14 protein-coding genes are annotated in these 11989 nt (G+C 33.6%); 9 read left to right on the forward strand and 5 right to left on the reverse strand.

Annotated elements, in window-relative coordinates:
- Positions 1-235: 235 nt before the first annotated feature.
- The 5 genes from CYJ37_RS12085 to CYJ37_RS12105 form a co-directional block, all read right to left on the reverse strand.
- The gene (locus CYJ37_RS12085) at positions 236-418 is read right to left on the reverse strand and encodes a DUF7394 family protein (protein ID WP_101550048.1); all 183 of its coding nucleotides are present in this window, start codon (positions 416-418) and stop codon (positions 236-238) included.
- Between the two features lie 82 nt (positions 419-500).
- Positions 501-926, reverse strand: coding sequence for a helix-turn-helix domain-containing protein (locus CYJ37_RS12090; protein ID WP_101550050.1), 426 nt, complete (start codon positions 924-926; stop codon positions 501-503).
- Between the two features lie 219 nt (positions 927-1145).
- Positions 1146-1736 carry a M23 family metallopeptidase gene (locus CYJ37_RS12095; protein WP_180827341.1) on the reverse strand — a complete coding sequence of 197 codons (591 nt, stop codon included), beginning with the start codon at positions 1734-1736 and terminating at the stop codon, positions 1146-1148.
- A gap of 187 nt (positions 1737-1923) precedes the next feature.
- The gene (locus CYJ37_RS12100; protein ID WP_101550055.1) at positions 1924-3045 is read right to left on the reverse strand and encodes a cell division protein FtsZ; all 1122 of its coding nucleotides are present in this window, start codon (positions 3043-3045) and stop codon (positions 1924-1926) included.
- A complete protein-coding gene (locus CYJ37_RS12105; RefSeq protein WP_101550057.1) occupies positions 3045-3329 on the reverse strand; it encodes a hypothetical protein in 285 nt (94 codons plus the stop codon). Before CYJ37_RS12105 ends, CYJ37_RS12100 begins: the two co-directional genes overlap by 1 nt.
- 191 nt (positions 3330-3520) lie before the next feature.
- Between CYJ37_RS12105 and CYJ37_RS28050 the strand changes: the two genes are divergently transcribed.
- The 9 genes from CYJ37_RS28050 (at position 3521) to CYJ37_RS12150 (ending at position 11965) form a co-directional block, all read left to right on the forward strand.
- Entirely contained in the window at positions 3521-3766 is a 246-nt protein-coding gene (locus tag CYJ37_RS28050; RefSeq protein WP_374703160.1) for a helix-turn-helix domain-containing protein, read from the forward strand.
- Positions 3767-3891: 125 nt separating this feature from the next.
- Positions 3892-4086 carry a hypothetical protein gene (locus CYJ37_RS12115; protein WP_101550061.1) on the forward strand — a complete coding sequence of 65 codons (195 nt, stop codon included), beginning with the start codon at positions 3892-3894 and terminating at the stop codon, positions 4084-4086.
- Between the two features lie 48 nt (positions 4087-4134).
- Positions 4135-4404 (forward strand): hypothetical protein, encoded by a 270-nt coding sequence (locus tag CYJ37_RS12120; RefSeq protein ID WP_101550062.1) that lies wholly within the window; start codon positions 4135-4137, stop codon positions 4402-4404.
- Between the two features lie 202 nt (positions 4405-4606).
- The gene (locus tag CYJ37_RS12125) at positions 4607-6007 is read left to right on the forward strand and encodes a hypothetical protein (RefSeq protein ID WP_101550063.1); all 1401 of its coding nucleotides are present in this window, start codon (positions 4607-4609) and stop codon (positions 6005-6007) included.
- Between the two features lie 22 nt (positions 6008-6029).
- Positions 6030-8624 carry an RNA dependent RNA polymerase gene (locus tag CYJ37_RS12130; protein WP_101550065.1) on the forward strand — a complete coding sequence of 865 codons (2595 nt, stop codon included), beginning with the start codon at positions 6030-6032 and terminating at the stop codon, positions 8622-8624.
- 140 nt (positions 8625-8764) lie between these two features.
- On the forward strand, positions 8765-9091 hold the full coding sequence (locus CYJ37_RS12135) for an HU family DNA-binding protein (protein ID WP_101550068.1): 327 nt from the start codon (positions 8765-8767) through the stop codon (positions 9089-9091).
- A 131-nt stretch (positions 9092-9222) separates the two neighbouring features.
- Positions 9223-10443: a PhoH family protein gene (locus CYJ37_RS12140; RefSeq protein ID WP_101550070.1), complete on the forward strand. Its 1221-nt coding sequence runs from the start codon at positions 9223-9225 to the stop codon at positions 10441-10443.
- Positions 10444-10538: 95 nt separating this feature from the next.
- Entirely contained in the window at positions 10539-10736 is a 198-nt protein-coding gene (locus tag CYJ37_RS12145; RefSeq protein ID WP_101550073.1) for a hypothetical protein, read from the forward strand.
- A gap of 11 nt (positions 10737-10747) precedes the next feature.
- On the forward strand, positions 10748-11965 hold the full coding sequence (locus CYJ37_RS12150; RefSeq protein ID WP_101550075.1) for a hypothetical protein: 1218 nt from the start codon (positions 10748-10750) through the stop codon (positions 11963-11965).
- Positions 11966-11989: the final 24 nt, after the last annotated feature.

Here is an 11989-nt window from a genome sequence, read left to right on the forward strand (position 1 = left end):
CTCCACTAAATCTACAGGTAATCCTGTTGTGGCTAATTGTGGTGTCTGTGTATTTAATGTTGCTGCCATTGATTTTGATGTTAATGTTAGGAAACTTGCTGCCGTTGTTAAGAATATTCTTGCGGTTCTGATATAATCCTTCCTCTCCTTTTTGGAGAGACTCCTCACCTCCTCTACGTTTATTTGAAGTGAAAAATTTACATCTTGATTAACCTTGAATGTGGAAAGGTGATATTTAAGATAAGTTTCGGGCTTTTTCACGCAAAGATTCACCGTTAGAGTTGTCATTTTTATCACCTTTCTTCTTGAATTTAAATTCAACTTCATGAAAATACTTCATTAATCCACTTGCTCCAATCCCCAAACCACAAGCACCTGCCAACTTAACAACTGACATAACAATCAATGTTGTTCCCATGTTGTTCACTCCTTGTTGTTGATACTGTAGTATATTCAAAGATATTCGCCTAGAAAATTGTCCTATTCCATTAATGAAATTTTTATTCCGTTTTTGGAATCCGGTGCAACAGCCAATCCAAAGGAGGGCATCCCAATGTGATCCAAAGTTTTAGAAAGTGATCCAATGATGGCTGATTCTTATTCTTAATGTAATTATTGATATTAGATGGGGCTATACCTGTTTGCTCAGATAGTTGCACTTGTGTCATTCGCTTCTGTTCAAGTAACTCATGCAGCCTATTCTGAAGCATCTCATTGGAATTGAGTTTACTTATACCTGATAAATCAACTGTCCCTTTTATTTGTCTGAGATAGTAGCAGACACAGCCAACAACAAATTCTTCGACATTTGCATAACTGTCTTTATCCTCAAACAACAAATCCTTCAGGTTCTTATACTCAACTATCTTCCTGATGTCTTCTGCAATGTCTTTCCTTAAATGGATAACAACCCTTTCGTACTCCATGTATAACACACCTTTCTGTAGGACAAGATATAGTAAACGTTATTAGTGGAGGACTTCTAATATGTCTAAACGAGAAGATGCAGATCGACTTATAGATGAAATAATTGACAGCTCAAGAGACAATGACGACAGGGAGAGATAAATATGACATGGTTCACTGATGACCGATTAGCTTGGAAAGTTGAATTTGAAAAGTTAACGAAGGTTGATTTTGACCGATTAGGAATTGAAAAAGATAAATTGGAGGATATTCTGCAGAATCTTTACGACTGGAGAGTAATCAGATAGAGCTATAAAGTGAATGAAGTTAACTTTTAGGTCTGTCAAAGCTCCACCTAATAAATTCATATGTTGCTGAAAGTAATCAAAGAAACTAAGTTTAATTTCAACAGACTGCTGTACAAGTTGGTTTGCTGAATTATTCATATTCTGAATATCGTGAATATAAGGGGAAGGGTTAATGAAAGCACCATCATCCCCTCTTAATCCAAAATGCAAATGGTTTCCGTTCGCACCATAGACTGACCCACTGTGTCCACTTAACCCCAACACATCACCAGTGCGAACGGGATCTCCTTCTTTATATTCACCGAACTTTGATAAATGTCCGTAAATGGCGGTCTTGCCATCTTCCCATTTTACTTTGACACATTTTCCTGCATTAGAATTTCCGTAGTCGATGATTTTCTCTACAAACCCGTTTCTAATCGACCTCAACGGTGTTCCTTCTGGCATCGCAAAATCTATTCCGTTGTGACCTGAATTTCGGAAGGTCTCTCGTTGACCAAATGATGAGGTTATTTTATACACACTAACCAACTCACTTTTATCAGTATAGTTAAATCTAAGATGATTACCCGGAAAGTGAAAAGAGTTAAATTATGATTACCGGGTATCGGGTAAGTTACCGAAGGGCGGTAATGATCATGGGTAACGTAAAGTACAAGTAATGGGTAACGATCGGGTAATAAAGAACAGTTATTCTAGAATAATAGACCTAGCGTTTAAATTTACTAATCAGACTGCTTATATCCTTCACCTTACCTTGTCTCTGAGTGTTGTTTATTGTTGGGCTACTATGAGTCAAATGATTCGATTTGAACGCCACAGGCTCGTTTATAGAGCTTAAAACAGCACTGGTATTAGTCAGTGAATCATCTATCTGCTTAAGGCGTGTATTGCACCAAGGCAAGCCCGATAGGACTGTGATGACTCTACCCCTGTCCCCTGTGTAATAGCCCTCAAATAGACTTATAGGCATCTTATTTTGGAAGTTATTGAACACCTTCTCCATGTTAATCATTTCCATGAGTCTTTCCTGACCATCAAAGATGAATCCTGCACTGACTACTCTCTCCACTTCTACATCTGCAAAGAATGAAGTAATCCAAGATTCTTTAATCCTGTTGGCAAATCCTATTTCACTACTGTCGTGCTTAGGTGATAAAGCACTCAGGTCAGTTTCCCCTATAGTTGCCATTCCGGGTTGAGAAAAAATTGTCTTCAGATCCTTCTTATCTAATATTCCATATTTAGAATGTCTGTCTGTGTAGGAAATCAATGACTCAATTAAGTCAACTGTTCGCTCATTCACCTTTTTATACAATTGATTTTTGCCATAGTTAGGAATAGTTGATTTAGCCTTCTCATTGTCTATAGGAAGTATCGAGATTCCAAGTTGGGATAAGTCCTCAAATGTCTCTAATGCATTCCGTTGATTCGTATAAGCTTCCTTTAAGTCAGGTAAAATTGGAGCTGCTACAAATATTTTCTCAGGCATTGCTTCTGTAAGGAGACTTAATAATACCGGAGCCATTCCTGCCCCACTTCCTCCTGCACATGAGAAAGGAACAAGTATAATTTCAACTGATGAATGTGAGAAGTTTTCCTTTACAAAGTTGACTGCTAAATCCCAGTTATTATTCATGAGAGATAATGCATCTGCTCTCTGCTTACCTATCCCCTCACTCCCAATTAACTTGAGGCGTTTTTCTACATGTTCAAGGGAGTTTAGATCAGTTGATGAAAAGTTAATGGCTGCAGTATAGAAGCCCCTCTTAGCAAACTCATCAGCAATATTACCTCCAGCTTGCCCTAAGCCGATAACAGATAAATACATTATGCATTTCTCCTCTCATATATAGTGTGAATGGCATTCTGACCATATTCAGTAACGAACATTAGATGCTCCTTGCTCCCTGATACAATTTCAATGAAATTCATTGCTTCAAGTCTATAGAGGATTTTTCTAAACTTAGCTTCACTTAATTTTGATTCCTCCTGTACCTCTTTCTTAGTTCTTGCTGAGAATCTGTTCGAAGCTTCATTACTGGTAAGGGAATTAAGAATCTCAATTTCTTCTAAACTTAGTCTTTCTGTTAGAGATAAGAAATACCTATCCATGAATATCCTCCTTTATCATTTAAGATATTTGTAGATATTTAAATATCTGGGCTTACTTGAAACCATTATATGCCAAAGTTGATAAAAGTTACAACTAAAATTGATAAATTTATCATCTTTTATTAGGGTATTAAACAATTAATGACTATGTAATTGTTATTTGGTATCCTATTTATATAGAACAAAGACGGGTGATTATATTGAAGATAAGAGTTAGAAGTAACCTTGGAGAGTATTTAAGAAATCGGGGTATTAAGAAAGTGTGGCTGGCTAATCAGATCGGTGCTGATAACAGTCAGCTAAATAGATGGTGTAAAAATGATACTAAAGGAGAAGCATTCAGTACCCCTTCCGTTGCGTACCTACTGAGGATCAAGAGAACACTCGATTGTAGGCTAGAAGATATATATGAGGAAATACCGGACGAATCAGAATAAATGGTTCGTCTTTGCTATGTATGATTAATAGTTTGAAATATTTATAAAATATATCTTGATTAATACAAAACAAACTAATATAATTAAGACAAGGAATTAAATTGATTGACCGGGAGGTGAGAACAGTGTTGGAGAAAGTAAGTTTTCGTACATCTGATGTGATTGCATATTTGGAAGAAAAGATTGCAATGGGATTAGCTACTCAAGCAGAAGATGATCTATACAGTGAGTACAAGTGGAGCGATAAGGTTAATAAGAAGGATTATGCATTTAAAAGATTGCTTAGGGAAATGAGAAATACATATTTAGGTGAGTTTTAATATAAAATAATTATACATAACCATTTTAATAATAAGGGAGAGTTATAGATGGCTGGTTATCCTAGAGATGAGCAAGAAACTGTTTTAGTATTTGAAGTAGAAACTGGTAAGTGGATGGTTTACTCTACAGTACCGAAGCATATTAGAAAACTGATGAAATTAGGTGAAATGGAGGTTACTCATTATGATGAAGACCGTCCAATTGCAATTAAAGGTAAGTTAGAAGAAAAACAGGTGTCAATGAAAAAAGTTAGGGAGTATTCTGAAGAGCAGCGAGCAAAAATGAGTGAACGAAGTAAGGCAATGCGTGCCAAATAATACATAATGAATAAATCAATGAATTGTTAAAGAAAAATTAATTACATACTCATATAGTGTAATTGGTCTAGGGAGATATTTCTTTCTGACTTTTTACACGTACAGTAAGAAAAAATAAGCTTAGAATTTAAATAAGGGGAGAACAATCTTATTGAAGGTCTATAGGTGCAAATATTATGAAATCACGAAGGGAGTTACTTAATTGAGAAAATTGTTTTTAGACGATATACCCAAGCGTGGAAACAAATATAATTGGAAGAAAAGTATAGGTCACAAAATTAGATTTGTTTATGATGAGATTCAGGGTACGTTGGAAATCGTTAGTTATGATGGGAGAAAATTAAACATAAAGTTTAAAGGCAAAGAAAAGAAGATATTGACAGACATGTTGGTTAAATGTCAAATAGGTACTTTTGTAGGAGCAAGATCATCCAGACAGGAGGAATTCAAGTATAAAGTCGGAAACATTGTTGAAACAAGAACGGGTAATATCCTTATTAGAAAATGTTTTAGATCGGGTAATACCAATTCAAAAACATACGAATACGAATGTTTAAACTGCGGAAACAATGATAATATCTTTGAAGGCAATTTAAACAAAATGCAAGGATGTAACGTTTGTTGTAATCCATCGAAGAAAATTTTAATTGGTTATAATGATTTATGGACAACTCATCCTAATACTGCAAGTTTATTAAAATATAAAGAAATGGGCTATGAGTTATCTCATGGTAGCCATAAAAGACAAGATTTCATATGTCCAAATTGCTCTAACGAAGTTAAGAATAAACAAATACCGAACATAATCATATACGGATTGTCTTGCCCTAAGTGTTCTGATGGAGTAAGCTACCCTGAAAAGTTTATGTATAATGTTCTAAATCAATTAAATATAGAATTTGAACAACAAAAGATTTTTAGTTGGTTTGTAGGAAAAAGGTATGATTTTTATATCCCTAGTTTAAAATGTATTATTGAAATTCACGGAGAGCAACATTACGGAAAAGGTTTCTCGAAATTAAACGGACTAACGCTGGAAGAAGTGAAGGAAAATGATAGACAGAAAGAATCTGTAGCTAAAAGCAACGGTATTGAATACTACATTAGCGTAGACTGCTCTAGGTCTGAATTTAAATTTGTTCAAAATAGTATTTTCAATCGATTAAATGACACATTGAAATTGGAAAAAGTAAATTGGCTTGAGTGTCACAAATATGCATGTGGAACTCTAATTAAATCAGCCAGTGATTTATGGAACAGTGGAAAAAAGGTTTTAGATATAAAAGAAATAATGAAAGTAAACAGCGGTACAACAATAATTAAGTATTTGAAACAAGCAAATGAATTAGGTTGGTGCAACTACGATCCTAGTAAGATCATGAAAGAGATTGGCAAAATTCCCAAAGACACGACACCTAGACCTGTTGTTAGATTAAGTTTAAATGGAGAATTCATTGATGAATTTAATAGTAGAGGTCAAGCATCTAAAATACTCTCTATATATAAAAGTGGGATTCAACAAGTTTGCGAGGGTAAAAGAGAACAAGTAAAAGGATTTAAATTTAAGTATAAAGAAGACTATGAAATGTGTTTAATAAAGTAATTAAATATAATGGGGGAATTAAATGTCTGAGTATAATAAGCAAGTATACATAATGAGTTTGGAAGCAAGTGACTTGTGGAGTCATATGTATCGAGGGACTATAATTGATCATGACTACTGTGGGATGATTCCATATAGCCTAGAATTAATTAAACTAAAAAAAGAAGGCTTGCGAGTAAGATATATTAGTAGTAGAGATAAAGAAATTAGCAGCGACATTATTAATGTTAAATTTAAGTCTAAAGTCAAGTCTGGAAATGAACTTAAAAAAATACTAACAAAGAAAAACAAAGATAATACGAATATAGATTATGCCAGTAAATTAGATGAATTTATTGAAATTATTAATAAAAATGAGTCTAATTTCAATTGGCAAGAAGTTAGTGTGGATGAATTAAGAAAACAGTTTTACACTGAAGGATTTAAAGTTAGAAACATAGTTAAGAGTACGGGTGAGATACGTGAAACAGAGTATGTGGTGTATAAAAGATCTTCTTCTAAAAGTAGAACTGGTCAATGTCTTTTTATAAAAAAATCCCTTTACAATAAGATGATAAAATGGTCTAGAATGAGTTTACCTCTTAGAAAGGACATGGAAATTGATTTAGCTGGATTATTGGCTTATGAATCTCTAGTCGGTTCTTCGTTAGAAGGTACAATAAAAATTGATCCCAATAGAATCTTGATTGTTGCCGATGTAGAAAGTAAGTTTAAACAAGTATGTAATGTAGTTAGAAAAGGCGAAGATAAGTTCTTAGATAGTTTTAAAGAAGAGACTACTGTAACTAATTCACTGTTTGACGGGGAATCACTTTTAGATTCCAAATACTTTGATGATGGTACATCAATGAAACTGTTGAGAAATCATATGTTCAAATCTGCAGCGTTCAATTGTAATGTTAAGCAGTTTTTAATGGACAATTGTCCGGTTGGGATTAAGTATGATGAATGGCAACTTACAGATATGTTTGGAAATAATATTTTTGCAAAAGATATAGATTTCATTATTACGCCAAATAGCTTAAAAGCATTAAAATTTAGCAAAGTAATTGGATCAGATAAAATAATGTGGGAATATTGGAAACAAAAAGTAAATGAAGATGGAAACATTTTTGGAATTTGTAAACATGAGAAACCATCTAAATTCGGCAGCGATTTATCCGGTAATGTTCTTCAGCAGACGTCATATCAGATGATCAATTGTCTCCCTTTAACAAAGGCAGATGTAGTCGAACTAACAAAGACAGAAAAAGATTACATTTTTAGATTGAAAAATGATGATGACTTCTTTATTGAGAAAATAAAAGAAGGTGCAAATCTAATTAATAGTAATGAAATGTTATTGGCACTATATAACATCAATAATAAAATAATCAATACTAATATGTTCAGAAAGTTTCGTAAGGATTTCATTTTCGGTCACATGAATCATTCTAAAAAAGGAAAAATTAAATTAAACGGTGATTACTGTGTGATGTTAGGCAATCCAATGGAATATCTGAAACATGCAATAGGTCAATTTGATATACATAGTGAACCATCTTTAAAAGATAATGAGGTACATACAGGTTTGTTTAAGTTTAATAAGGAGCTTGTTGGATTTAGAAATCCGAATACCTCCCCTAGCAACGTACTCATTGTTAAAAACATTAAAAATAATGATATCGATAAATATTTCAATCTAACTGATAACATAGTTTGTGTAAACGCAATCAACTTTGCAATCCAAGATATTTTGAGTGGTGCAGACTATGATTCAGATACAGTACTATTGTTCGATGATCCTAAATTACTTCAACTAGGAAAAAAATGTTATGGAAACTACCTAGTTTGTATCAATAACATAGAAGGACAGAAAAAGAAATATAGATTAAATAAAAACGACATGTACGACATAGATTGTCAACTCTCAACAAGTCAAAGAAACATTGGGAAAGTAGTGAACTTAGGTCAATTTTGTATGTCAGTTTATTGGGACTTATTGAATAAAGATGTACGCGGTGAAGAAGTGAACGAATTATTAAAAAAAGTCGATGTCATGACTGTTCTTTCAGGAATTGCAATTGACATGGCAAAAAAGTTCTATGAAATTAACATCAGTGCAGAAATAAGAAACGTTGAAAAAAATAAATTTTTAAAGGAAAGAAAAAACAAGCCAAATTTTTGGAAATATGTAAGCCAAAGTAAAACTATCAAAAATAGAATCGAACCATATGATTGTCCTATGGATTATTTGATTAATGAATTGGATCAGCTTGACTATGCTGCATATAGAGAAAATGTTCACCTTGAAAGTTTCTTAATTGAGAAAGATATTTCTAAAGCTAACTATAGGCAGTTTGATAAAGTGATTAACAAAATTACAGAAATGGATGACTTAATAAGGAGTGAGAATGCTAAATTTAAAGACAAAGATGAAAAAAATACAAAAATAGAGGACATTACTTTAGACCTCCTAAACTATTTGAAGAAATTAAAAATTAATGAAGATACAATTTATATGATTATTAGATATATCTCCGATACAGATAACAAATTATTATTACGAGTGCTCAATGTTTTATATCAATCACAAAAAGAAAAATTCTTAAAAACCTTTAAAAATGGGGATTTTTGAATGTTATTTTCAGAAAAAACGCCTAAAACCCTTGATATGACTGGGTTTTAAGTATCGACAATAGGAAAGGCTAAATAATTTAATGTACATAACTAATTTAATAATAAACAATAATAAGATATCAAGGAGGAGTTTTACATATGAAGAAAGCAGAATTTATTAAGTTTGCAGCAGAAAGACTAGAAACAACAGGTAAAGAGGCAACTGAAACACTAGACAAGGTATTCTCAATTGTTGAGGAAGCACTTGTTGAATTTGGAGAAGTACCACTTGGAGATATGGGCAAATTAACTGTTGCAGATCGTGCAGCAAGAAAAGGCATTAACCCTAAGCTACTTAAAGAGCTAAAAGAACAAGGTGTATCTGATGAAGATGCTAAACGTCAAGCCGAAGTGGATATACAAGCATCAAGAGCACCTAAATTTAAGCCTTCCAAGGCAATTAAGACTAAACTTAATAATAAATAATTACATATATGAGTAGGGCTAATCCCCTACTCTCTTTACTATATTATAAATATACACTAAAGACAGGTTATCAATACCCCTCGTTCTATTCCTGTCTTGGTAGAAACAAAAATAAATTAAGGGGATATTAAATGACTGAAAAGTGGATTGCAGACACTAATGTACTTCTAAATAATCCTGAAGTGTTGGATGAGTATGATGTAATTATTCCTTCTCATGTAAACAGAGAAATTGAACATCTTGAATTAACTCGTAAACAGGACAGAACATTACAATGGCAGATTAGAAGGTTTAAGAAAAAGTGTGATGAAAATAATAATGCTTACGTGAATATCAGGGATTATAAATTTACACTTGATGATGAACTTGATCCTCAATATACAGACAACATCTTACTACAAGTTGCACGTGATGAAGGTTACGGAATTATCACTCATGACAGACTTCTAAGAAGAAAATGTCGCCAGTATGATATTCCTTTCAAGAACATTGAGCAATCAAATTTTATTGAACATAAAGGATTTGTAGAAAAGTTTATTTCTAAGGATGAGTTGAGTGACATTTACTTAAACTTAGGAGTCAACCAGTTTAACTTACAAATCAACGAATATATAGTACTTAATGATGAAACTGATGGAGAACTTTTAGATATTCTCAAGTGGAATGGGCAGCACCTTATTTCACTTAGAGATAAAAAAGGGAATTTAGGAAAAGGGTTTAAAACTTTCCAATTTGGTAACTTTGTTCCCAGAGATGAGCACCAAATTATGGCTGTCGATAGCATTCTGACTAATCAACTTACTTCTATTAGAGGTAGAGCTGGTAGTGGTAAATCTTTAGTGGCTCTCAATACAGCATGGTACCTTGTTGAAAAAGAAGGATATAAGTTAATTATTTTCTGTAATCCAGTACCTGTTTTGAATTCTCAGGAATTAGGCTTTTACAAAGGTGATAGATTAGAAAAATTAATGCAGTCTGTCGGCACAATGTTGAAATCTAAGTTTGGGGATGAAGTTGAGATTATGCGTCAAATCCAAGATGATAAGCTAGATATCCTTCCTATGGTTGACTTACGAGGTTACGATTCTGGAGGTCAGAAAACTATTGTTTGGATGATTGAAAGTCAGAATATGACTGCCGAATTAATGAAACTCGGATTACAACGGATAGCCGAGGATACTAAGGTAATTGTAGATGGCGACTATCACCAACAGGTTGATAAAGATATCTATGTAACTGACAACGGTATGAAGCGAATGAGCGAAGTATTCCGTGGAACTGAATTGTACGGTGAAGTTGAGCTTCAGAACGTGTGGAGATCCCGTCTAGCAGATTTAGCAGACAAGATGTAATTGAAAGGTTGGTATGGCTAAAACTATACCTCAAGCAGCGTCCTACTCTCAAAACAAAATAAGTTATAAAAGGATTATAAGGAGGAGTTACACATATGGGCAAAAAATTCACAAAAACAATTAAAGCATTTCAAGAAAAAGGTTTGTACAACCCTGATACACAAGTTATCACAGGCTCCAAAGATGGCGAAGAAACAAATATTCTAGATGTTCTTGCTCTCCTTGCTAAAGATGGTCAGGAAATTTCCATTGCAGTAAAACAAGAAGACACAATCGAAGATATTGAAGAATAGGAAGTGATAGAGTGATAGATCCTATTCAAACAAAACGTCTTGATGATGAGAATCTTCTTGAATGGAAAATAAGGATTTGTAATAACAAGGATACATACTCCCTCACTTGGGATGAAATTAAAGACTTAATTAATTCCGAGACTGGTGAAAGCAATGGTGAGTCAGTCTACCGTAAATGGTGGTACTCATTCTTTCAAGGTATGGAGTTTTCAAAACAACAATCAATCTCATCTGATGAAGCAATGGTTGAACTAGAACTTAAGAAGCTTCAGATTATGGAAGAGCAAAAGAAACTCCAATCTATTAAATCTGAATTCCACAAGATTTCTAGAGAGAATGGCAGACGTACTCTGTTCTTTGAGGAAGTTTCTAGGAAGATTGAAGAAGTTGGTACTCTCCCCTCACCTACTTTTGAAACGTTGCAAACAAACACTGAGTCTAAAGCAGGTATTCTAGGATTTGGCGATGAGCATTTCGGTAAAGAATTTGTGAGTCAAAATAATGAATATAACGAGAAGATTTATTTGGATCGGATGAGTAAACTTCTATCTGAAACTGTTTCAACAATTCAAAAGGAACAATTGGATGAATTGACAGTCCTTAACGGAGCAGATTCAGTTGAAGGTATGGCATTAAGGGTTTCACAACTTACAGCTCTACAGTATGGATTTATAGACCAAGTAATTAAATATGCTCGGTATAAAGTTGAGTGGCTAAAAGAGTTATCCAAGCATGTGAAAATCAGATACATACATATCCCATCTGCAAATCATACTGAATTAAGATTACATAATTCAAGTCGCTCGGAAATGCCTAAGGAAGATGTTGAGCGAATTATTGCAGTATATATTCATGATATGCTTAAAGATAATGAGCGTATTGATGTACCTTTATGTGATGAAGGAATTGTTGATTTCGAGGTAAATGGATATAACTTTGCTGCATGTCATGGGCATCAGCTTAAAGGTAAAAAGAATGCACTGAAAGACATCTCAATGATGAAGCGTAAGTTTTATGACTTCCTTTATGTCTCACACTTCCATCATGGGAGTAGCCTGACTGTTGGTGAAACTGACACTCACAATATCGAAGTAGTTCAGCTACCTTCTATCATGGGATCAGATGAATACAGTGACTCATTGATGACTGGTGCTAAGTCTGGAGCTAACTTATCTATCTATGAAAAAGGTAAGGGTCGTACAATTTCTTATAATTTTATTTTAAACTAAAATAATTAAATACCAAGGAGAATT

It is taken from the genome of Bacillus sp. UMB0728 (assembly GCF_002858875.1).
Lineage (GTDB): Bacteria > Bacillota > Bacilli > Bacillales > Cytobacillaceae > Bacillus_AB > Bacillus_AB infantis.

Coding starts and splice junctions, on each gene's coding strand:
- CYJ37_RS12085 (WP_101550048.1), bottom strand. CDS start 418: ATGGGAACAACATTGATTGTTATGTCAGTTGTTAAGTTGGCAGGTGCT.
- CYJ37_RS12090 (WP_101550050.1), bottom strand. CDS start 926: ATGGAGTACGAAAGGGTTGTTATCCATTTAAGGAAAGACATTGCAGAA.
- CYJ37_RS12100 (WP_101550055.1), bottom strand. CDS start 3,045: ATGTATTTATCTGTTATCGGCTTAGGGCAAGCTGGAGGTAATATTGCT.
- CYJ37_RS12105 (WP_101550057.1), bottom strand. CDS start 3,329: ATGGATAGGTATTTCTTATCTCTAACAGAAAGACTAAGTTTAGAAGAA.
- CYJ37_RS12120 (WP_101550062.1), top strand. CDS start 4,135: ATGGCTGGTTATCCTAGAGATGAGCAAGAAACTGTTTTAGTATTTGAA.
- CYJ37_RS12130 (WP_101550065.1), top strand. CDS start 6,030: ATGTCTGAGTATAATAAGCAAGTATACATAATGAGTTTGGAAGCAAGT.
- CYJ37_RS12135 (WP_101550068.1), top strand. CDS start 8,765: ATGAAGAAAGCAGAATTTATTAAGTTTGCAGCAGAAAGACTAGAAACA.
- CYJ37_RS12140 (WP_101550070.1), top strand. CDS start 9,223: ATGACTGAAAAGTGGATTGCAGACACTAATGTACTTCTAAATAATCCT.
- CYJ37_RS12145 (WP_101550073.1), top strand. CDS start 10,539: ATGGGCAAAAAATTCACAAAAACAATTAAAGCATTTCAAGAAAAAGGT.